Genomic DNA, 20,105 nt, shown 5'->3' on the forward strand with positions numbered 1-20,105 from the left:
GGCCTGAACTCATGGGCGGCGTGTTTGACAAAGCCGGTGTACGTCGCCGGCGATGACTGGCCGACAGCTCCCGACGCGCCGAGGCGGCCGGACGACAATGGCGTGAGCACTACCCTTCCCAGTCCACCTCGACCATGCCGAGCCGGCGATACAGCCTAACTGCGGCGGCGTTGGCGAACAGGTTGGTCTTGAGGTCGACATGGCTCGCGCCGCGCGCGGCGAAAGTGGCAAAGACGTGCCACAGAAGAGCTTCGGCAATGCCCCTGCCGCGACAGTCGGGATGGACGGCAAGGTCCTTGAGGAAACCGGAGGTCCACGACAGGGCAGCCCCGGCCAGCCGACCGTCCCTGTCGAAAACCAGGAAGCAAAGTTCGGGATCGAATTCGGAATCGCCAGCCAGTCGCGACCACCACTGGTCGAACGGCCCGTTCATGCCGTCGTCGAAGACGAGTTCCAGAAGGTCGTGGAGAACAGGCGCATCCGTGGCCTGAAACGTCCGCATCGCAAAGCCGTCGGGCCAATGCGGCGGCCTGAGCTCGCCCGGCAGGACCCGGCGCAGGCGGACGTCGTTCTCCCCCTGCGGCGCGGGCATCGGCAAGCTCAGCCGCGGTGGCGGACGCGGTCGCGTCCCAGGCCCGTCTCGTCGAGCAGGCCCTTGCGCTTGGCGTGGTAATAATAGCCGCTCTGGTAGAGCTTGTCGGCCTGGTCCTCGTCGCCGTCGGCCACCAGCCAGGCGCCGCGCAGATATTTGATGGCGAATTTGAGGTTGGTCTCGGCGTCGAACAGGCCGTTGGCCGGACCGTCATAGCCCATGCCGCGTGCGGTTGCGTGCTTGATCTGCATCAGCCCCCAATGACCCCTGTTGTAGGCCATCGGATTGAAGGTGCTTTCGCGGTTGACCACGCGGCGCACCAGCCGTTCCGGCACCTCGTAGAGCGCCGCATATTTGGTAATCAGCTCATCGATCTTGCCGCGCGAGGCAAGTGCCGGCGTATCGGGCGCGGCGTAGGACGAGGTGGCGAAGCTTTCGGGCGCGACATTGCCGAGCGAGGCGACCTGGAAACTGCCGGGCACCGGCGCGCTCGCCGGCAGGGCATAGTCGGGAATGATCGGCGCCGGCGGGAAGGCGCCGGCCAGCTTGGGTGCATCGGCGGCAGCAATAACATCGCCGCCGGCCATCGGCACGAAAGCGGGATCGACGGGCGTCGTCGGCTTTGCAGGGACCGATGTCTTCGCGGCGGCGACCGACGCAGCGGCTGCAGGCGCTGCCGGAGCCGCCTGGGGAACCGGCACAACCTCGGCCGAGGCAACAGCCTGGCCGGCGTCCTGTGCAGGAGCGGCCGGAGAAGCAGCGGCCACGGCGGGCTGGCTTTCGGAGGTCGGGGCGGCTGGTGCGGCCGGCACTTCGGCTGCGGCAGCGAGAATGGCTGTGGCCGGCGAGGCCTCGGTTCCGGCGAACGACGTCGGCACCATGGCCACCGTCTCGGGCAGCGCAATATCGGCTTCCGTGGAGGATGGCGCCAGGCTCGCGTCAGTGCTCAGCGCAACGTCGGCGCCGGTCGAAAGATCGGTGCTGAGTGCGGCCGTATTGGTCTGGCAGCCCGAAAGCAGGGCCACGGAGAATGCCGCCGAGATCAGCAGATGGGTCTTGATTGCCGGCAAATCCACGCTCTGGTTATGGTTGTCGTCCCGCCCGTCCCTCCTTACAACAAGGAACGTGCTCCGGGCAATCCACAGGCGAACACGCTTTTCGGGTGGCAGGCGCCCGCGGAACATGCGAAAATGTTCCTGATTTGTACCGATTTGTCGCGACAGCCGTGCATGAGAGGAGCAATCATGGACACCGCCATTTCCCTGCCTCTTCCCGGTCATGCCGTCTTCGAAACGGCCCTCGGCTTCATGGCGCTGGCCTGGAGCGAGACGGGGTTGAAACGTCTCTGCCTGCCGGAGAAAACCCATGCTGCGGCAGAACGCCGCCTTTTGCGGCTCGCAGGCGAGGTCGACGTTTCGGGCGGCCGCGTCGTGCCGGAGTGGGTGGCTTTGCTCATCGCCGACATCCGCCGCTATGCCGCGGGCGAGGACGTCGACTTCACCTCGGTTCCGGTCGATCTCAGCGGCGTTGACGATTTCCGGCTCGACATCTATGCCGCGGCGCGCGCGCTGCGCTACGGCGAGACGACCACCTATGGCGGCCTGGCCGAAAAATCCGGTCACAAGGGGCTGTTCCGCGAGACTGGTGCTGCACTCGGCGCCAATCCGGTGCCGCTGGTGATTCCCTGCCATCGCATCCTCGCCGCCGGCGGCAAGATCGGCGGCTTCTCGGCCACCGGCGGTTCGGTCACCAAGGAGAGGATGCTGGAACTCGAGGGCGTGCGCGTCAGCCCGCCGCCATCGACCCAGGCGTCGTTCAGCTTCTGACGCGCGACGGGCGCCCGGCCCGAAAATCAGGATAGGGCCTCCGCAGGAACAGGATGCGCAGCCTCAAACGCCGGCGCATCCCCCCAATCTCCGTCGCCATGCCTGGTCGCCATGCCTATGCCTGTCGCAATGACCGACGCAGGCAAAGCTCAGTTCGGCGCGAACAGGCGGCGCTTGAAAAAGAAGCGATCGCGCTCGATCTGCTTGCAGTTGTAGACAGGGCAGGAGCTGGCATCGGCGGTCGGCACGAAGGCGCGCCGCGCTTCCTGGCCGGACGGGCAGAAACGATCGTTGCGGACATAGCGGTCGTAGATCGGCACACCCGACCTCGGCGACGTCCAGCGCAGGATCACCGCACCCTGGTTACGCACCGCAGCCTGCGCCTGCGTGCAGCTCATGCTCATCGAATTGTAGCGCGAGATGGCCTGCGCCTCCGCTGCGACCAGCGTCAGGCAGGCGGCGATAAGGACAGCTTTCATGGGGACCTCCTTCAAACGGCACAGCAGCATCGCACTATAGCACCCTTCTGGCTTGACGTTGCACGACGAGCAGGGCCGGCGCGATGCCGTAACGGCAGCAGCATCTGCCAAGTACTTGCAAAATCGGACGAGCTCGCCTATATCGGCATCGTTGATATTTCGGCCGACAGATCCGTGCCCCGCGACACCATCGCGTTTGCAGACGTCTATCTCCAAAATTTCGATACCACAGGTCTGGCATTTTAGCTCGATCAAGACCAACTGCAGACGACAAGGATTATCGCAATGGCAACTGGCACCGTTAAGTGGTTCAACGCAACCAAGGGCTTCGGCTTCATTCAGCCTGACGCAGGCGGCGCGGACATTTTCGTCCACATCTCCGCTGTGCAGCGTTCGGGCCTCACCTCGCTGGCCGACGGCCAGAAGATCAGCTACGAGATCGAGCAGGACCGCCGTACCGGCCGGTCGTCTGCCGGTGCTCTGCAGGCAATCTGATTTAGGGCGCGCAGGAGCGGAAGCTCCGATTGCGCTGCAAGTCACGGATGCACTGGCGGCTGCGCTTTAAGCGCGCCGGGACCGGGACCTGAAAGGACGATACGGCAGATTGCCGTGAGCCACAGGTTTGAGGATCCAGAATCAGTTGCCGAACGGAAGGCGGGGTTTCACCCCGCCTTTTTGTTTTTCCGGGCCTTTTTTGTTTTCCGGGACCACGGCCCCTGCCCCACAGGCCCCCCCCAAAAGACAGGCCTGCCGACCCCGCTCATCGGCACATGGCCGGTTCGGCCCTTGCCCGCGCGGCAAGGCACCACCGCTCCCATATCGCAGCGACCGCCGCCTATTCATGCGTGCAGGCATCGCGTTCATGCGCGCAGGCATTGCGCGTAATGTCAGCGACAATGATCATATTGCCGCCAGAAACGCCGTTCTGGTCAGCTGCACGCCCATACCGCCTCGCGCAACGATGCCGCCCGCACAGGCGCTGCCTGCGCAACTCTTTCAGAACAGGCGACAGGAGCGCAGCACTGCGACATGGCGGTCGCGACTGCGGACAGGGCAGCTGTCAGCCGAACGCGGGCGGGCCGCTGTCAGCTGAACCAAGGCCTGCTGACGTCAGCCGAACAGCGGAATGACGACGCAGTCGCCGTGGCGGAAGTCGGCAGCCTCGCGCGGCTGCTCTTCGAACAGGCTGCCGACCAGCATTGCCGGTTCGAGCAGATCACCCTGCAGAAGGTCGATGCCGGCGGCAAGCGCGATTTCGAGCCGGCTTTCGCTGTCGATGCCCTCGACCAGCACCAGCACGCCCTGCGCCTTGAGCTCCGAGACCACCGGCCGTAGCAGCCGGCCCGTTGCGACATCGGCGCAGAAGCGCTCGAACGAGCCACGGTCGAGACGCACGATATCGGCATCCATCCGCTTGACGACATCGACATCGGGCAGCCCGGCGCCGTAGACGCCCAAAGCGACGTGAAGCCCGAGCGCCTTCAATTCGGCGGCAAGCGCATGGTCACCGCCGGGGACCTCGCAGATCAGCCGGGACGGCTCGAAGCCCTCGCCACCGAGCCGCTCGACCATGAAACGCAGGTCCTCGACAGCCCCCGTGCCGGCGGCGGCATCGTGCCGGAACATCAGCGAGACGTCGTCGACGCCGATGTTGTGAACGTTGGCGAGCGGCAGCACCGCGCAGACGCGCGCGACGAGGCCGCGATCCTCGGCCGCGACACCCGCCAGGAACTCCGACAGGGCGACCGGCACGTTGCGGAGATGCGGCACCGTCTGGCCGGAAACGGCGATGGGCGTGAGCTGGCCGTCCTCATGCCTGAAGATCGGCTGGACGGTGCAGCGCAGGCGATAGTCGCCATGGATGCCGTATTCCAGCCCGACCTCGTCGGCCACGATCTTTCCTGCAACAGCCTGGGGCAGCGCGCCGAATCCGAAAAACTCGTCAGTCATGAAAATGTCCTTTTGCCGAAGCTTCGGCCTGATCTCTGCGTACGGCCGGCCAATGCCGGCTCGCCGGTCGCCGGGACGGCCGCGCGATGGGCTGCTCCCGGCATGGCTGTGTCGAACTGGTCGAAGCGGGCCGGCACGATTTCAGGCAATGCGAGCGCAAAGCCCTGCACCATCGAGGCGCCGGACCGCTCCGCCAGCTCCAGCTGCCAGCTTTCCTCTAGCCCCTCGAAGACCGTGCGAATGCCCTTGTCCTCGAAATTCGCCACCATCTCCTTGAGCAGGGCAAGACCAGCGCCCGATTCCATCAGCCGGCTGATCCAGTGCGCGTCGAACTTGACGATGTCGGGCTTGATGTCGCGGATCCGCTTGATGTCGGACTCGTCGGATCCGAAATCGTCGACCGCGATGCGGAAGCCATTGGCTTTCAGCGCATCGACGAAGTCGAACAGCGCCTGCTCCGAGGCGGCCTTCTTCTCCGTCACTTCGCAGACGATGCGGCGCGGGTCGACGCCGGCCTCGTTGAGCACCTGCCGCATGTCGTGCAGGGCGTGCTCCGAGATCGAACGGTCGATGAAGACGGACGGATCGAAATTGATGAAGATCGCGGCATCCTGCGGCAGGAACACCGCCGCATTCCTGAGGTGCAGCGTGCGCGTCAGCGTTTCCACCTGCAGCCGCTCGATACCGCTGATGGCGCCGAAAAAGACGCCCGGCGGCACCGGCTCGTCGTCACGAAAGGGCCGGATCAGCCCCTCATAAGCGCTGGCCAGAAGCCTGCTGCCCTGGAACGAGAATATCGGCTGAAAGGCGCTGCGCAGGGCAAACGCCCCCCATACGCCGGTCACGGAACCGTCGTCGTGCCGGATTGATTGGGCGAGCCCGATGCTCTTCGACACGGTCCGTCCTATTCCGGAATGCTGGCGAAATTGCCGAGCCAAAATCACATCGAAGGTTTGACCGCCGGTTAACGAGATGCCTCAAACTTGAGCCAGCCGGCCGGCACGCCGACGTTATGCACAGAAGGCGAGCCGACTGGACCAGCAAGTGAGAGGCCCCGAAAGCCTCAATCCGCTTGCGATTCCCTGCGTCATGCGACATTACAGCGCCGCGCGCCCCATCGGACGCGCACCAAGAGCCCCGCGGTCGCGGACCGCGTCATTTTCCGAACCGGAGACTTGAAGTCATGGCCTTTCTTGCCGATGCCCTTTCCCGCGTTAAGCCTTCCGCGACCATCGCGGTCACGCAGAAAGCGCGCGAGCTGAAAAATGCCGGCCGTGACATCATCGGCCTCGGCGCCGGCGAGCCCGATTTCGACACGCCCGACAATATCAAGAATGCGGCGATCGATGCGATCCGCCGCGGCGAAACCAAGTACCCGCCGGTTTCGGGCATCGTGCCGCTGCGCGAGGCCATCGCCAGGAAGTTCAAGCGCGAGAACAATCTCGACTACAAGCCCGAGCAGACCATTGTCGGCACCGGCGGCAAGCAGATCCTGTTCAACGCCTTCATGGCGACGCTGAACCCCGGCGACGAGGTCATCATCCCCCGCCCCTACTGGGTCAGCTACCCCGAGATGGTGGCGATCTGCGGCGGCACCTCGGTGTTTGCCGACACCTCGATCGACAACGGCTTCAAGCTGACGGCGGAAGTGCTGGAAAAGGCGATCACGCCGAAGACCAAGTGGCTTTTGATGAACTCGCCGTCGAACCCGTCGGGCGCCGCCTATACGGAGGCCGAGCTGCGCGCCATCGCCGACGTCCTGCTCAAGCATCCGCATGTCTGGACGCTGACCGACGACATGTACGAGCACCTGACCTATGGCGACTTCGTCTTCAAGACCATCGCCGAGGTCGAACCCAAGCTCTATGACCGCACGCTGACCATGAACGGCGTGTCGAAGGCCTATGCCATGACCGGCTGGCGCATCGGCTACGCCGCCGGCCCGATCCAGCTGATCAAGGCGATGGACATGATCCAGGGCCAGCAGACCTCGGGCGCCTGCACCATCGCCCAGTGGGCGTCGGTCGAAGCGCTCAATGGTCCGCAGGACTTCATCCTCAAGAACAAGGCGATCTTCCAGGCCCGCCGCGACCTCGTCGTGTCGATGCTGAACCAGGCGCGCGGCATCACCTGCCCGTCGCCGGAAGGCGCCTTCTACGTCTATCCGTCCTGCGCCGGGCTGATCGGCAAGAAGACGCAAGGCGGCAAGGTCATCGACACTGACGAGACCTTCTGCTCCGAACTGCTCGAAGCCGAGGGCGTGGCCGTGGTCTTCGGATCGGCCTTCGGCCTTGGCCCGAACTTCCGCATCTCCTACGCCACCTCCGAGGCGCTGCTGGAAGAGGCCTGCACCCGCATCCAGCGCTTCACCGCGTCGCTCGCCTGAGCGCCTGCGCTTCAAGTGTTGAGAAACCCGGCTTCGGCCGGGTTTTTTCTTTGCCGGCGTCCGCAAACGGGCAAAAAGTGATCGCTGGAGCCGACGAGAATCTTTGATTCTCATACGCTGTTATAGAATTGCATATTGCTGTTCCGGCCCGAATGCTGCTACTCTGACCAAACTATATCCGTCGGAATGGACGGACGTATTCAGAGGCATCAATTGTATCAACCTAGACAGAATCAGCAGGAGCGAAGGAGCATGTACGTGCTCGCGCGTCTGTTGCTGGTGCTGTTTTCGGTTTTTGCTGCCCAGGCGACTTCGGTTGCTCTCGCCCAGCCGCATCAAGCCATTGGCGACGTACACGTCCGCATGGCCAGCAATGGCGGGCCTACTTCCGACGACCAGTTGCTGGTGCTCTTTGCCGAGGACGACAAGCGCCTCGTGCTTGCCGAATGTGAAGGCGGCGACGACAGTCCGGTGGTCCCGGCGCGGCACAGCATGCCCGCTGCGGTCATTGATGCCGCCACGTCCCCTGCCGGCCCGCTTTTCAGCTTCCTGCGCCACAGGACCAAGGCCCCGCGCGCGCCTCCGGCGCAGACCTGACGGCGCAACGCGCCCCACCTGCGCCGCCTGACCGGCATCGCGCGACACCCCAGGCGATCTGTCGCCCCAAATTGATCTGTCGCCAGCCGGTCCTCCTCACAGGGACGAATGCGTCCCGAAACAGTCCCAGGAAGTACCAATGTCCAAGACACACCCACTCGGATTCCGTATCGAACGCGATCTCAAGGAAGCCCTGGTCAAGGCCGCCAAGGACGACCACCGCTCGGTGTCGTCGATGGTGGAAATCATCATCGCACGCTGGCTGCGCGACCGCGGCTATCTCGTCGAGAAGGAAGAGAGGGCGGCCTGACCGGCTGCCGCGAGAGCCGTCCGGGCTCTCGCCGGGGACGCCATGCGTCCTCATGAACCCGCGGGGCGCCCGACCAGGTCCGACCGGACAAGAGGCGCCCTGCCAGGCAGGCCGGAAACCGGCTCCAGCGGCTGAAAACACGCCGCTGGACTGCTTATACGACTAAGGTCATAATCCCAAAGCAGCGATGGATAACGGCCGCCTCCCGGCGTTATCACTTCGTCCGTCGTAAGGTTCGGCGGATTCCCGGAGACAGGTCTCCAGGCCCTGACCGCCGGCACTCTGGGAGGAGACATATATGGCAATCTCGGCAACCGCCGACGCCCGACGCGGGCGAGGCATGTCGCGCGAAGAGAAGAAGGTCATCTTCGCTTCGTCGCTCGGTACCGTTTTCGAATGGTACGATTTCTATCTCTACGGTTCACTCGCAGCCTTCATCGGCGCGACCTTCTTTGCCTCCTACCCCGAGGCCACCCGCAACATCTTCGCCCTGCTCGCCTTCGCCGCCGGCTTCCTGGTGCGCCCGTTCGGTGCGCTGGTCTTCGGCCGTCTCGGCGATCTCGTCGGCCGCAAATACACCTTCCTCATCACCATTCTGATCATGGGCGTGTCGACCTTCCTGGTCGGCCTGCTGCCCGGCTCGGCCACCATCGGCATCGCCGCCCCGATCATCCTGATCGTGCTGCGCATGCTGCAGGGCCTGGCGCTCGGCGGTGAGTATGGCGGTGCCGCGACCTATGTCGCCGAGCATGCGCCCGACGATCGCCGCGGCTATTACACCTCGTGGATCCAGACGACGGCAACTCTCGGCCTGTTTCTGTCGCTGGTGGTGATCCTGATCGTGCAGAGCTGGCTCGGCAAGGAAGACTTCGCCGCCTGGGGCTGGCGCGTGCCGTTCCTGCTCTCCTTCGTCCTGCTCGGCATCTCGGTCTGGATTCGCCTGTCGCTGAACGAATCGCCGACCTTCCAGCGCATGAAGGAAGAGGGCAAGGGCTCCAAGGCGCCGCTGTCGGAAGCCTTCGGCCAGTGGAAGAACGCCAGGATCGCGCTGCTGGCGCTGCTCGGCCTCACCGCCGGCCAGGCCGTGGTCTGGTACACCGGCCAGTTCTACGCCCTGTTCTTCCTGCAGAACGTGCTCAAGGTCGACGGCCAGTCGGTCAACATCATGATCGCCATCGCCCTGATCCTGGGCACCGGCTTTTTCGTGCTGTTCGGCTGGCTTTCCGACAAGATCGGCCGCAAGCCGATCATCATGGCCGGCCTGGCGCTCGCCATCGTCACCTACTTCCCGCTGTTCAAGGCGCTGACCTGGGCCGCAAACCCGGCACTCGCCACCGCACAGCAGAACGTTCGCGCCACCGTCACCGCAGCACCCGGCGATTGCCGCTTCCAGTTCAACCCGGTGGGCACCGCGAAGTTCACCACGTCCTGCGATATCGCCACCTCGTTCCTGACCCGCAACTCGGTTCCTTATGACGTCGTCACCACGGCAGCACCCGGCACCGCAGCCACGGTCAAGATCGGCAACGAGACCGTCGAATCCTACGACGCCATTGCAGCCGGCGATCAGGCCAAGGCCAAGGACGCGGCCTTCGTCAAGGCAGTCAACATCGCGCTCCATGACGGCGGCTACCCGCTGGTCCGTGGCGCAGCCAAGGTTGCCGACCAGAAGCTCGACGCCTTCGTGGCAGCCAATCCGGAGCTGAAGCTCGATGCTGCAGCCATCCGCGGCGGCGAAAAGGCCACCGTTCCGGTCGCACAGGCAATCAAGGACAAGCTGCTGACGGCTGAAGAGGCAGGCAGCGCCACCGACATCAGCGTCTTCTCGATCGCAGGCGGCGGCGCTTTCTCGATGGTCGCCGACCCGGCAGGCGTGAACAAGCCGATGGTCATCGGCATCCTGTTCATCCTCGTCGTCTACGTGACGATGGTGTATGGCCCGATCGCCGCGATCCTGGTCGAGATGTTCCCGACCCGCATCCGCTACACCGGCATGTCGCTGCCTTATCACATCGGCAACGGCTGGTTCGGCGGCCTGCTGCCGGCAACCGCCTTCGCCATGAGTGCCGCGGCCGGCGACATCTATTACGGCCTCTGGTACCCGATCGCGATTGCCGCCATGACGCTGATCATCGGTGTGATCTTCGTCAAGGACACGCTCGGCACCGACCTCAACGCCAAGGACTGATCTCGGTCCATCCCAAGCGAGAGCCCGGCAGGCGCGAGCCTGCCGGGCTTTTCTTTTGGAACATTCGCGCTCAGTCGGCCTCGAACATCAGCGAGCGGTGCGTGGCCGCACCGGCCATGGCGCCGTCGCCGACCGACAGCGCCACCGAGCCGGCCGCACGCGCAATGTCGCCGCAGGCGAACACGCCTTTCGCGCTCGTCTGCTTCATCGCGTCCGTCCTGATAAAGCTGCCCATCGGCCCCACCTCCAGCTCGCAGCCCAGCTGTTCGACCCAGGGGATCTGCAGCGATGTCTTCGGCATGGTGAACAGCCCGTCGAGCGCTATCACGCGGCCATCTTCCAAAACGACGTCGGCCCGCTCGCCCCTGACCTCGCGGACAGGCGTTGTCTCGACCGCTGTGCCGCGCGCCTCGAGCTGCCGCAACTGCCCCGCGTCGGGAAAAAGGGCGCCGTTGGTGAACAGCGTGGTCTTGCCCCAGTCGGGCAGCATCAGCGCGTGATGCATGGAATGCTCCGACACGGCGAGCACGCCGACCCGGCCCTGGTTCAGTTCGTAGCCGTGGCAATAGGGGCAATGGAACACCGAGCGGCCCCAGCGCTCCCTGAGGCCGGTTATGTCGGGCAGGCTGTCGGAAACGCCGCCCGCGAGAACCAGCCGCCGCGCCGTCTCCGTCGCGCCGTTGCCGAGATCGACGGCAAAACCGCCGGCGATCCGCCTTGCACCCTCCGCCCTGCCCTCGATCCAGCGGACCGTCGGGTACAGCTCGAGCTGCGCACGCGCCTCCGCCGCGATCGCGCCGGGATCGACGCCGTCGCGGCCGAGAAAGCCGTGCGACCTGGCGGCAAAGCGGTTGCGGCGTTCACCGGCATCGACCACCAGCACCTTCTGCCTGGCCCGGGCCAGCTGCAAACCGGCGGAAATCCCCGCATAGCTGCCGCCGACGATGATCACGTCGTGGTTCATGACAAAATCCTTTGCTGCGTTGCGTCTGCCCGACGGCCCCGCAGGCCTTTCGGGATATCACGACACTTATTATGTTACGTGATATCGATCGTCAAGTTTCACGCAACTCCTGTTGTTGCGTAAGCGCGCCTCTGCTAGGCCTGTTCCAACGCCGGGGCGGCTAAGGCCGCGCCCAAAAGACCAGCGCCAGAGAGCAGTTCAATGAGACCCGACACCCGCCTTTCCCGCATGCTGCATGTGCTGATCCACATGCAGCACCACGAGGGCACCGCCACCTCCGACGCCATCGCCACCATGCTCGGCACCAACCCCGTCGTCGTGCGCCGGACCATGGCCGGCCTGCGCGACCAGGGTTATGTCCGCTCCGAGAAAGGCCATGGCGGCGGCTGGGTTCTGGCGCGCCCACTGGAGGAGATAACGCTGCTCGACATCCACAAGGCGCTCGGCGCGCCGCAGCTCTTCGCCATCGGCCTTGCCGGCGACAACCCCAACTGCGTCGTCGAGCAGGCGGTCAACGTCTCGCTCGCCGAGGCGATGGACGAGGCCGAGGCGATCCTGCTTGCCCGCTTCGGCAAGGTGACGCTGGCCGAACTCGCCGAGGGTGCTGCAAAAGCCTCCAGCGGCAAGCTCACCATGGAGCATTTCTAGGCTGCTTGGGCGCAGACATCCTTGACGCAACCGCGCAGCCAGCAATGGGCGGCGTCGGCATCCAGGCGCGGATGCCAGAGCAGCGAAACGGTGATCTCGGGCAGATGGAACGGCAGCGCAAAGGTGAACATGCCGGCGCGCAGATTGCCGGTGTGGCGTTCGGGAACGGTGGCGACGAGATCGCTGCCGCGCGCCAGCGCCAGGGCGGCGGAAAAACCTGCCACCACCACGGCGGTCTCCCGTTCGAAGCCCTGCTGTTCCACCGCCTCGTCGACGAAACCACGGTCGGGCGCCTGGCGCGAAATCGCGATGTGCCCGCAGGCGGCATAACGCGCGAGCGTGACCTCGCCTTCGCTGATGGAATGGCCTGATCGCGCGACACCGACGAAACGATCGCGGAACAGCGCCTGCGCGCGCACTTCCGGGCCGGTCGCCTTGCCGACCACGCCTGTTTCCAGGTCGACGCTGCCGTCGCGCAGCGGCTCGCTGCCCCTGTCGGGCTTGGGCATGAAGCGCACCCGCACGCCGGGGGCCTGGCGGGCGATGCGGTCGACAAGGGCGGGGCCGAAATTCTCGACGAAGCCCTCGCGCGTCCTGATCGTGAAGGTCCGGGCAAGCCGCGCCAGATCCAGGTCCTCGGCCGGACGCAGCACCGCCTCGGCTTCCTCGACGAGTTGTGCGACCCGCTGGCGCAGTTCGAGCGCACGCGGCGTCGGCACCAGTCCGCGCCCTGCCCTGACCAGCAGCGGATCGCCTGTCGTTTCGCGCAGCCGCGCCAGCGCGCGGCTCATCGCCGAGGGGCTGAGCTGCAGCCGCCTGGCGGCGCGGGCAACGCTGCCTTCGGCGAGAAGGACATCGAGGGTCACCAGCAGGTTGAGGTCGGGCATGGGCATGACGCCGAGCATAGGCATGGCCATGACATGGCGTCAAACGCACTGATGAAGTGCAAATGCTGCGTGTTCCGCCATGTCAGGTCGGAAGCTATCTTTCCACTGCTCCCCCGGGGAGCGACCTGGATGGAGAGCGCGATGAACTCGGCGACGGCGGAATACGAGCAGACGGGAAGCGGGCAGTCGGCAGCGACCCGCTGGATACTGGCCAGCCTGTCGCTGTCCATCCTGCTCTCGTCCCTCGGCACCAGCATTGCCAATGTCGGGCTGCCGACATTGGCACAGGCCTTCAATGCATCGTTCCAGCAGGTCCAATGGGTGGTGCTCGCCTATCTGCTGGCGGTCACCACGCTGGTCGTCGGCGTCGGCCGACTGGGCGACCTGATCGGCCGCAGGCGTCTGCTGATCGCCGGCATCGCCCTGTTCATCCTGGCTTCGGCGCTGTCAGCGGCGGCACCCAGTCTGCGGGTTCTGGTCGCCGCCCGCGCCGTGCAGGGACTGGGCGCCGCCGCGATGATGGCGCTTGCCATGGCGTTCGTCGGCGACACCGTGCCCAAGGCGCGCACCGCCAGCGCCATGGGGCTGCTCGGCGCCATGTCGGCAATCGGCACCGCACTTGGCCCTTCGCTCGGCGGCCTGCTCATAGCGGGGCCGGGTTGGCGCATGATCTTCCTGGTCAATGTGCCGCTCGGCCTGATCGCCCTGCTGCTGGCATACCGTCACCTGCCGGCGGACAAGGCGACGGCAGAACGGCCTCGCTTCGACATTGCGGGCACGGCGCTGCTGGCCGTGACGCTTGCCGCCTATGCCCTGTCGATGACGCTTGGCCGTGGGCAATTCGGCCTGCTGAACCTTGGCCTGATGGTCGCCGCCGGCATTGGTGTCGCACTCTTCCTGCGGGTCGAGACGCGAGCCGCAGCGCCACTGGTCAGGCTCTCCCTGCTCCGGGAGCCCGCCTTTGGCGCGAGCCTGGCCATGAGCGGGCTCGTCTCCACCGTGATGATGGCAACGCTTGTAGTCGGGCCATTTTACCTGTCGCGTGGTCTCGGGCTTGACGCCGCACTCGTCGGCCTCACGCTCTCGGCCGGCCCCGTGGTCACGGCGCTGACCAGCATCCCGGCAGGCCGCATCGCCGACCGCTTCGGCGCCCGGCGCATGACGATTGCCGGCCTTGCCGGCATGGCCATGGGAACGCTGGCTCTCGCGCTGATGCCTCTGGCGGCAGGTGTCGCCGGCTATGTCGTGCCCATCATCGTCACGACGACAGGCTATGCGCTGTTCCAGACGGCCAACAACACGGCCGTCATGGCCGACGTCAGTGCCGATCGGCGCGGCGTCGTTTCCGGCATGCTCAACCTCGCGCGCAATCTCGGACTGGTCACCGGGGCCGCGGTGATGGGCGCGGTGTTCGCATTTGCATCCGCGACATCGGGAGCTGCCGAGATATCGGCCACAGCCGCGGCCAGCGGCATGCGGGCGACATTCGGCGCGGCCCTGGTCCTTGTCGTCGCAGCGTTGGCTATGGCGATGGCGGTTTCGGCCGACAGGGCGAGGCGCTGAATCCCGGTGCCCCTTGCCCGGCCGCGCAGCCGAAGCTACTCATGCGGCATGACCCAGTTGATCGAAATCGGGACCCTGCGTGTCCTCAGCTTTGCCGGCGACGAAAAAGTCATCCGCGTGGCGGGCGATGCCAACGACTTCATCGGCGACGCATGGGCGCACCAGGCCGACATGCTGGCCATTCCGCTGGCGCGGCTCGGGCCGGATTTCCTGAAGCTCGGCACCGGCGTCGCCGGCGAGGTGTTCCAGAAATTCGTCAACTACCGCCTGCGCTGCGCCATTGTCGGCGACATCACAGCCAAGCTCGATAACAGCAAGGCGCTGCGCGACTTCGTCCGCGAAACCAACGCGGGCAACTCGATCTGGTTCGTGCCCGACATGGACGGCCTTCGCGACAGGCTCGCCGGCAAGGCGGCCTGAGCAGCAGGCTGGGCCGGGCGAGGCAAACACGCCCTCCGGCGTCGGCCGATGCGGCGCGCTGGCGCCGTCCGAAGAATTGGCCCATAAGCACCGAACCCATTTTCCTTGAGGTCGACAACAATGGCCCTGCATCTCAACACGCCGCTGCTCGAATCCCGCCCCCTGAGCCTGACGGCGGGGCGTTCGATCTGGCTGAAGATGGACGCGCTCCAGCCTTCCGGCTCGTTCAAGATCCGCGGCATCGGCGCGGCCTGCGAGCATCACGCCAAGGCGGGCAAGAGCCGCTTCGTCTCGTCCTCGGGCGGCAATGCCGGCATCGCTGTCGCCTATGCCGGACGCAGGCTGTCGCTCCCCGTCTCGGTCTTCGTTCCCGAGACGACGACCGACAAGGCAAAGGCCCTGATCCGGCAGGAGGGCGCCGAGGTCATCGTCCATGGCGCGTCCTGGCAGGAGGCCAACGAGCGCGCCCTGTCGGCGCTCGACGCTGATGCCGCCTTCATCCACCCCTTCGACGATCCGCTGCTGTGGACCGGCCATGCGACGATGATCGACGAGGTGGTCGCCGAGGGCGTCTCCTTCGACGCCGTCGCCGTGTCGGTCGGCGGCGGCGGGCTCATGTCGGGCATCGTCGAGGGCCTCGCGCGCAACGGTCTCGAACATATCCCCATCGTCGCCGTCGAGACCGAAGGCGCAGCCTCCCTGGCCGCTGCGATGAGGGCCGGACAACGGGTGCAGCTGCCCGCCATCACCAGCATCGCCACCTCTCTCGGCGCCCGCATGGTCAGCGCGCACGCTTTCGAGCTGACGCAAAGCCGGCCCATCGACAGCGTGGTCGTCAGCGACCGCACCGCCGTCGACGCGTGCCTGCGCTTTCTCGACGATCACCGCGTGCTGGTCGAGCCGGCCTGCGGCGCGACGCTTGCGCTTGCCTATACGCATTCGGCCTCGCTGGCGCGCTTCGACCGCGTGCTGATGATCGCCTGCGGCGGGGCAACGGCCTCGCTCGCTCAGCTTCAGGCCTGGCAGGTCGCCTGAAGGGTCCTGCAGGCCCTCTTCCCGCGAACGGGAAAAGGGCAAGGACAAAAAGATCAGGCGTTGATCCAGCACTTGGTCAGCGCGTGGCCGCCCATCAGCTCCCCATTGGGGTCGTCCACCCAGCCGCCGAGCTTGGGGCCGGAGGCGTCGATGTAGTTGTTGAACATCGGCACGATGACGCCGCCCTCGTCGCGCAGGATCAGCGCCGCCTGGCGATAGAGTTCCTTGCGCTTGACTTGATCGAGCTCGCCGCGCGCCGACAGGATCAGCTTGTCGAAATCGTCGCGGAAGAAGCGCGTGTCGTTCCATTCGGCCTTTGAGAGATAGGCGATGGAATAGACCTGGTCCTGCGTCGGCCGGCCGGTCCAGTAGGACATGGAGAAAGGCTGCTTGTTCCACACCTCCGACCAGTAGCCGTCGCCGGGCTCGCGCTTGACCTCGAGCGTGATGCCGGCCTTGGCCGCACTTTGCTGGTAGAGCTGGGCGGCATCGACCGCGCCGGGGAACGCGACGTCGGAGGTGCGCAGCAGCACCGGGCCGGAATGACCCGACTTCTTGTAGTGGAACGCTGCCTTGTCGGGATCGTAGGCACGCTGCTCGATGTCGTCGGAAAACAGCGCATAGGCCTTGGTCACCGGCATGTCGTTGCCGATCGAGCCGTAGCCGCTCAAAACCTTCTTGACCATCTCCTCGCGGTCGACGGCGTATTTGAGCGCCAGCCTCAGATCGTTGTTGTCGAAGGGCGCGGTGTTGCAATGGGCGATGAAGACATAATGACCCTTGCCCGGCACGTTGCGGATCTCGACGCCCGGCACGCGCTTGATGAGGTCGACGATCTTCGGCTCGACGCGATTGATCAGGTCTACCTGGCCGCCCTGGAGCGCTGCGGTGCGGGCGGTGGCGTCGTTGATGACGACGATCTCGATCTGGTCGGCATGGCCGCGCTTGTCGGAGCCCCAATAGCCCTTGTGCAGCTCGCCGACATGGCGCACGCCGGGCTCGTTGACGGCGACCTTGTAGGGGCCGGTGCCGATGCCGGCGGTCGGGTTGTCCTTGCCGCCATTGGGCTGGATCATCAGGTGATAGTCGCTGACCACGTAAGGCAGGTCGGCGTTCGGCTCCTTGAGCGTGATGACGACATAGTCGCCGTCCGTCTTGACGCTGTCGAACTGGCTGACGAAGGCGAGCGCGGCCGATTTCGAGTTCTCGTCGCTATGGCGCTCCAGCGTCGCCACCACATCGGCGGGCGTCAGGTCCTTGCCATTGTGAAAGGTCACGCCCTTGCGGATCTTGAAATGCCAGGTCTTGGCGTCGTCGGAAGCCTCGTAGGACTCCGCCAGCCGGGGCTCGATCTCGCCCGCCGGCGACACCTCGAGCATCTGTTCGCCCCAGCTGCGGCCGAGCGTATAGGGCACCTGGCTGGCCCAGCTGGCCGGGTCGAGGCTGTCGGTGGCCGCACCGCCGACCATGCCGGCGCGCAGGATGCCGCCCTTGGCCGGCGCCTGCGCCCTGGCTGCGCCTGCAATCAGGCTGTTGGCCGTCAGCGCCGTCACGCCAAGCGCAGCCGCGCGGCCGAGAAAATCGCGGCGCGACAGCCGTCCGCTGGCGACGAGGTGGCTCAGGTGATCGAGTTCGTTCGACATGCGAGAGAAATCCTCCGGTTATGCGCGGCATGATCGCCGTCGTTGCTGCTCCCTCCGGAATAGTGATTGGGCATGCCCCAGCGTAAGGGCTCTGGATGCGACATTTTCCGCCGCATTCCGGCACAGCCGGCAAATGTCCGTGACCGGTGCGCCCGACCGCGTTCTCCCCCTTGCCCAACCCGCAAAGCCGTGTGACGATAGGCTGAATCCTGGAGTTGCCGGCGTCCCTGTGGACGTGCCAAGGAGGCTCCCGCTTGTTGAAACTGTGCATCGGACCTGCCGATTTCCGGGCCGTTGCGCGAGGAGGTCTGAACAGAGTTTGAGTGCCCGCGACGGCCGAACAGGCCGGCCGCCGCTTCAGGGAAAGATGCCTGAGTGGAGGTCAGCTCGTCATGGGTAATCGCGCCGGAGGAAGGCGTACGGGACCGAAATGCATCGCCATCGTCGGTCCCTACGCCAGCGGTAAAACCACTCTCTTTGAAGCCCTTCTCGCCCGCACGGGCGCCATCCCCAAGCAGCAGCCGGTCGCCTCCGGCAACACGATCTCCGACCACTCCCCCGAGGCCAAGGCCCACGCCATGAGCGTCGAGGCCGTCTTCGCCACGACCCAGTTCATGGGCGAGAGCATCACCTTCATCGATTGTCCCGGCTCGGTCGAATTTGCCTTCGAGGCCGAACCGGTGCTCACGGCCTGCGACCTCGCAGTCGTGGTTGCCGAGCCCGACGAGAAGAAATTTCCGGCACTGCAGCTGATCATGCGCAAGCTTGATGAAATGGGCGTGCCGCGCATCCTGTTCCTCAACAAGATCGACAAGGCATCCGCCGGCATTCGCGACACGCTCAAGCTGCTGCAGCCCGTCAGCCGCACGCCGCTTTTGCTGCGCCAGATCCCGCTGCGCAAGGACGGCGTCATCGTCGGCTCGATCGACCTGGCGCTCGAGCGCGCCTACATCTACCGCGAATATGCCGAGAGCGAGATCGCCGACATTCCCGGCGACGAGAAGGCCCGTGAGCTCGAGGCCCGTTTCGCCATGCTGGAGACGCTGGCCGACCATGACGACCAGCTGATGGAGCAGTTGCTCGAGGAGATCGAGCCGCCCAAGGACGCGATCTTCGACGACCTTGCTGCCGACCTGCGCGACGGTTCGGTCACGCCGGTGCTGATCGGCTCGGCTGAAAAGGGCAATGGCGCACTGCGCCTGCTCAAGGCCATCCGCCACGACGCACCCGATGTCGAGGCGACGCGCAAGCGGCTCGGCGCGCCCGACGGCGGCACGATCGTGCAGGTGATGAAGACGATCCACACCTCCCATGGCGGCAAGCTGTCGGTGTCGCGCATCCTGTCCGGCAGCGTCTCCGACGGCGCCGAACTCTGGCTCAACGCCACCGACACCGCCAAAGTGTCCGGCATCTACCGTATGCTCGGGAAAGACCAGGCAAAACAATCGGGTGCCGCCGCCGGCGACACCGTGGCGCTCGGCAAACTCGACAATGTCGCGACCGGCCAGACGCTGACGACTGCCAAGGGTGGCACCAGGCAGCTGGCAACCCTAGAACCGCCCAAGCCCGTCTATGCCTTCGCGCTGCGCCCCAAGGAGCGCAAGGACGACGTCAAGATGTCGGCGGCAATCCAGCGCCTTGCCGAGGAGGACCCCTCGCTGACCCTGCACCACAACCAGGATTCGGCAGAGACGGTGCTGTCTGGCCATGGCGAGATGCATCTGCGGGTCGTGCGCGAACGCCTCGAAGGCCGCAACCAGATCGCCGTCGAGGGCCATGCGCCCGCCGTGCCCTATCGCGAGACGATCCGCAAAGGCGTGCAGCAGCGTGGCCGCCACAAGAAGCAGTCGGGCGGCCACGGCCAGTTCGGCGACGTCGTCATCGAGATCAAGCCGCTGCCGCGCGGCTCGGGCTTCGAGTTCACCGACACCATCACCGGCGGCGTGGTGCCCAAGCAGTACATCCAGTCGGTCGAGGCCGGCGCGCGCGACTTCCTCAAGACCGGCCCGCTCGGCTTCCCCGTGGTCGACGTCGCGGTCAACCTGTCCGACGGATCGTTCCACACGGTCGATTCCTCCGACATGGCCTTCCAGATGGCGGCCAAGATCGCCATGAAGGAAGGCATGGCGGCCTGCTCGCCGGTGCTGCTCGAGCCGATCATGAAGGTCTCGATCGTCACCCCGTCCGACGCCACCGCCCGCATCATCGCACTGGTGCCGCAGCGCCGCGGCCAGATCCTCGGCTACGATGCCCGCGACGGCTGGCCCGGCTGGGACGTGGTCGAGGCGACCATGCCGCAATCGGAGATCGGCGACCTCATCATCGAGTTGCGCTCGGCCACCGCAGGCGTCGCCACCTACCGCGCCGAGTTCGATCATATGGCCGAACTCACCGGCCGCCTCGCCGACGAGGCCATGCAGCAGGCCGGCAAGGCCGCGTGACAGCCATGCCGGGCGATCCATCGGGGTCGCCCGGCATCAACTGGCGTGCCGCCTCGACCCGGTTCGTGCCGGCCTGGCGCCGCCAGAGACAGGCCGGTGTCTTCGTCGATGTCGGCTGCCAGCGGTCGCCTGCTGCCACAGTCCAGAACCGTTGCCCCGGGCGCCCGCAGAGACAG

The 20,105-nt window shown here is 65.7% G+C and carries 19 protein-coding genes; 11 read left to right on the forward strand and 8 right to left on the reverse strand.

Annotated elements, in window-relative coordinates:
• Positions 1–109: 109 nt before the first annotated feature.
• On the reverse strand, positions 110–598 hold the full coding sequence (locus NDO48_RS05965; RefSeq protein ID WP_416377183.1) for a GNAT family N-acetyltransferase: 489 nt from the start codon (positions 596–598) through the stop codon (positions 110–112).
• Between the two features lie 2 nt (positions 599–600).
• The gene (locus NDO48_RS05970) at positions 601–1,662 is read right to left on the reverse strand and encodes a lytic transglycosylase domain-containing protein (RefSeq protein WP_267321106.1); all 1,062 of its coding nucleotides are present in this window, start codon (positions 1,660–1,662) and stop codon (positions 601–603) included.
• A 174-nt stretch (positions 1,663–1,836) separates the two neighbouring features.
• Between NDO48_RS05970 and NDO48_RS05975 the strand changes: the two genes are divergently transcribed.
• Positions 1,837–2,418, forward strand: a complete 582-nt coding sequence (locus tag NDO48_RS05975; RefSeq protein WP_267321107.1) for a methylated-DNA--[protein]-cysteine S-methyltransferase — start codon at positions 1,837–1,839, stop codon at positions 2,416–2,418.
• 149 nt (positions 2,419–2,567) lie between these two features.
• Here the strand turns inward: NDO48_RS05975 and NDO48_RS05980 are convergent, their stop codons facing one another.
• Positions 2,568–2,897 (reverse strand): hypothetical protein, encoded by a 330-nt coding sequence (locus NDO48_RS05980; RefSeq protein WP_018428905.1) that lies wholly within the window; start codon positions 2,895–2,897, stop codon positions 2,568–2,570.
• 285 nt (positions 2,898–3,182) lie between these two features.
• Between NDO48_RS05980 and NDO48_RS05985 the strand changes: the two genes are divergently transcribed.
• Positions 3,183–3,392 (forward strand): cold-shock protein, encoded by a 210-nt coding sequence (locus tag NDO48_RS05985; protein WP_018428906.1) that lies wholly within the window; start codon positions 3,183–3,185, stop codon positions 3,390–3,392.
• Between the two features lie 615 nt (positions 3,393–4,007).
• Here the strand turns inward: NDO48_RS05985 and NDO48_RS05990 are convergent.
• Together NDO48_RS05990 and NDO48_RS05995 are read right to left on the reverse strand one after the other, a co-directional pair.
• Complete coding sequence (locus NDO48_RS05990; protein ID WP_267321108.1) at positions 4,008–4,847, reverse strand: EAL domain-containing protein; 840 nt, start codon at positions 4,845–4,847, stop codon at positions 4,008–4,010.
• Positions 4,844–5,743, reverse strand: coding sequence for an EAL domain-containing protein (locus NDO48_RS05995; protein WP_018428908.1), 900 nt, complete (start codon positions 5,741–5,743; stop codon positions 4,844–4,846). The genes NDO48_RS05990 and NDO48_RS05995 overlap by 4 nt, the downstream gene beginning before the upstream one ends.
• 287 nt (positions 5,744–6,030) lie before the next feature.
• On the opposite strand from NDO48_RS05995, the gene NDO48_RS06000 reads away from it, so the two are divergent.
• The 4 genes from NDO48_RS06000 to NDO48_RS06015 all read left to right on the forward strand — a co-directional run bounded on the left by NDO48_RS06000 (position 6,031) and on the right by NDO48_RS06015 (position 10,328).
• Positions 6,031–7,233: a pyridoxal phosphate-dependent aminotransferase gene (locus NDO48_RS06000; RefSeq protein ID WP_267321109.1), complete on the forward strand. Its 1,203-nt coding sequence runs from the start codon at positions 6,031–6,033 to the stop codon at positions 7,231–7,233.
• 252 nt (positions 7,234–7,485) lie between these two features.
• Positions 7,486–7,830 (forward strand): hypothetical protein, encoded by a 345-nt coding sequence (locus tag NDO48_RS06005; protein ID WP_267321110.1) that lies wholly within the window; start codon positions 7,486–7,488, stop codon positions 7,828–7,830.
• Between the two features lie 139 nt (positions 7,831–7,969).
• Positions 7,970–8,140, forward strand: a complete 171-nt coding sequence (locus NDO48_RS06010) for a hypothetical protein (protein WP_018428911.1) — start codon at positions 7,970–7,972, stop codon at positions 8,138–8,140.
• Positions 8,141–8,438: 298 nt separating this feature from the next.
• Positions 8,439–10,328, forward strand: a complete 1,890-nt coding sequence (locus NDO48_RS06015) for an MFS transporter (RefSeq protein ID WP_026227385.1) — start codon at positions 8,439–8,441, stop codon at positions 10,326–10,328.
• A gap of 70 nt (positions 10,329–10,398) precedes the next feature.
• Here NDO48_RS06015 and NDO48_RS06020 read toward each other — a convergent pair whose 3' ends face one another.
• On the reverse strand, positions 10,399–11,292 hold the full coding sequence (locus NDO48_RS06020) for an NAD(P)/FAD-dependent oxidoreductase (protein ID WP_018428913.1): 894 nt from the start codon (positions 11,290–11,292) through the stop codon (positions 10,399–10,401).
• A 201-nt stretch (positions 11,293–11,493) separates the two neighbouring features.
• On the opposite strand from NDO48_RS06020, the gene NDO48_RS06025 reads away from it, so the two are divergent.
• Positions 11,494–11,940 carry an Rrf2 family transcriptional regulator gene (locus NDO48_RS06025; protein ID WP_267321111.1) on the forward strand — a complete coding sequence of 149 codons (447 nt, stop codon included), beginning with the start codon at positions 11,494–11,496 and terminating at the stop codon, positions 11,938–11,940.
• Here the strand turns inward: NDO48_RS06025 and NDO48_RS06030 are convergent.
• Positions 11,937–12,833 carry a LysR family transcriptional regulator gene (locus NDO48_RS06030; RefSeq protein ID WP_026227387.1) on the reverse strand — a complete coding sequence of 299 codons (897 nt, stop codon included), beginning with the start codon at positions 12,831–12,833 and terminating at the stop codon, positions 11,937–11,939. The two genes, NDO48_RS06025 and NDO48_RS06030, sit on opposite strands and share 4 nt — an antisense overlap.
• 135 nt (positions 12,834–12,968) lie before the next feature.
• Here NDO48_RS06030 and NDO48_RS06035 point away from each other — a divergent pair, with 135 nt between their 5' ends.
• From NDO48_RS06035 to NDO48_RS06045, 3 genes are all read left to right on the forward strand, one after another.
• Entirely contained in the window at positions 12,969–14,390 is a 1,422-nt protein-coding gene (locus tag NDO48_RS06035; RefSeq protein WP_026227388.1) for an MFS transporter, read from the forward strand.
• Positions 14,391–14,438: 48 nt separating this feature from the next.
• Positions 14,439–14,810 (forward strand): DUF4180 domain-containing protein, encoded by a 372-nt coding sequence (locus NDO48_RS06040; RefSeq protein WP_018428917.1) that lies wholly within the window; start codon positions 14,439–14,441, stop codon positions 14,808–14,810.
• A gap of 120 nt (positions 14,811–14,930) precedes the next feature.
• Positions 14,931–15,845 carry a pyridoxal-phosphate dependent enzyme gene (locus NDO48_RS06045; RefSeq protein WP_018428918.1) on the forward strand — a complete coding sequence of 305 codons (915 nt, stop codon included), beginning with the start codon at positions 14,931–14,933 and terminating at the stop codon, positions 15,843–15,845.
• Between the two features lie 53 nt (positions 15,846–15,898).
• Here the strand turns inward: NDO48_RS06045 and NDO48_RS06050 are convergent, their stop codons facing one another.
• Entirely contained in the window at positions 15,899–17,488 is a 1,590-nt protein-coding gene (locus NDO48_RS06050; RefSeq protein WP_018428919.1) for an ABC transporter substrate-binding protein, read from the reverse strand.
• Positions 17,489–17,880: 392 nt separating this feature from the next.
• Between NDO48_RS06050 and NDO48_RS06055 the strand changes: the two genes are divergently transcribed.
• Complete coding sequence (locus NDO48_RS06055; protein WP_267321112.1) at positions 17,881–19,929, forward strand: elongation factor G; 2,049 nt, start codon at positions 17,881–17,883, stop codon at positions 19,927–19,929.
• Positions 19,930–20,105: the final 176 nt, after the last annotated feature.

Source organism: Aminobacter sp. MET-1 (assembly GCF_026521175.1).
GTDB lineage: Bacteria > Pseudomonadota > Alphaproteobacteria > Rhizobiales > Rhizobiaceae > Aminobacter.

Bases quoted from the DNA above. Each gene is read 5' to 3' on its own strand.
- NDO48_RS05975 (WP_267321107.1), top strand. From the start codon at position 1,837: ATGGACACCGCCATTTCCCTGCCTCTTCCCGGTCATGCCGTCTTCGAA.
- NDO48_RS05980 (WP_018428905.1), bottom strand. From the start codon at position 2,897: ATGAAAGCTGTCCTTATCGCCGCCTGCCTGACGCTGGTCGCAGCGGAG.
- NDO48_RS05985 (WP_018428906.1), top strand. From the start codon at position 3,183: ATGGCAACTGGCACCGTTAAGTGGTTCAACGCAACCAAGGGCTTCGGC.
- NDO48_RS05990 (WP_267321108.1), bottom strand. From the start codon at position 4,847: ATGACTGACGAGTTTTTCGGATTCGGCGCGCTGCCCCAGGCTGTTGCA.
- NDO48_RS06000 (WP_267321109.1), top strand. From the start codon at position 6,031: ATGGCCTTTCTTGCCGATGCCCTTTCCCGCGTTAAGCCTTCCGCGACC.
- NDO48_RS06005 (WP_267321110.1), top strand. From the start codon at position 7,486: ATGTACGTGCTCGCGCGTCTGTTGCTGGTGCTGTTTTCGGTTTTTGCT.
- NDO48_RS06010 (WP_018428911.1), top strand. From the start codon at position 7,970: ATGTCCAAGACACACCCACTCGGATTCCGTATCGAACGCGATCTCAAG.
- NDO48_RS06015 (WP_026227385.1), top strand. From the start codon at position 8,439: ATGGCAATCTCGGCAACCGCCGACGCCCGACGCGGGCGAGGCATGTCG.
- NDO48_RS06020 (WP_018428913.1), bottom strand. From the start codon at position 11,292: ATGAACCACGACGTGATCATCGTCGGCGGCAGCTATGCGGGGATTTCC.
- NDO48_RS06025 (WP_267321111.1), top strand. From the start codon at position 11,494: ATGAGACCCGACACCCGCCTTTCCCGCATGCTGCATGTGCTGATCCAC.
- NDO48_RS06030 (WP_026227387.1), bottom strand. From the start codon at position 12,833: ATGCCCATGCCCGACCTCAACCTGCTGGTGACCCTCGATGTCCTTCTC.
- NDO48_RS06035 (WP_026227388.1), top strand. From the start codon at position 12,969: ATGAACTCGGCGACGGCGGAATACGAGCAGACGGGAAGCGGGCAGTCG.
- NDO48_RS06040 (WP_018428917.1), top strand. From the start codon at position 14,439: ATGACCCAGTTGATCGAAATCGGGACCCTGCGTGTCCTCAGCTTTGCC.
- NDO48_RS06045 (WP_018428918.1), top strand. From the start codon at position 14,931: ATGGCCCTGCATCTCAACACGCCGCTGCTCGAATCCCGCCCCCTGAGC.
- NDO48_RS06050 (WP_018428919.1), bottom strand. From the start codon at position 17,488: ATGTCGAACGAACTCGATCACCTGAGCCACCTCGTCGCCAGCGGACGG.
- NDO48_RS06055 (WP_267321112.1), top strand. From the start codon at position 17,881: ATGGGTAATCGCGCCGGAGGAAGGCGTACGGGACCGAAATGCATCGCC.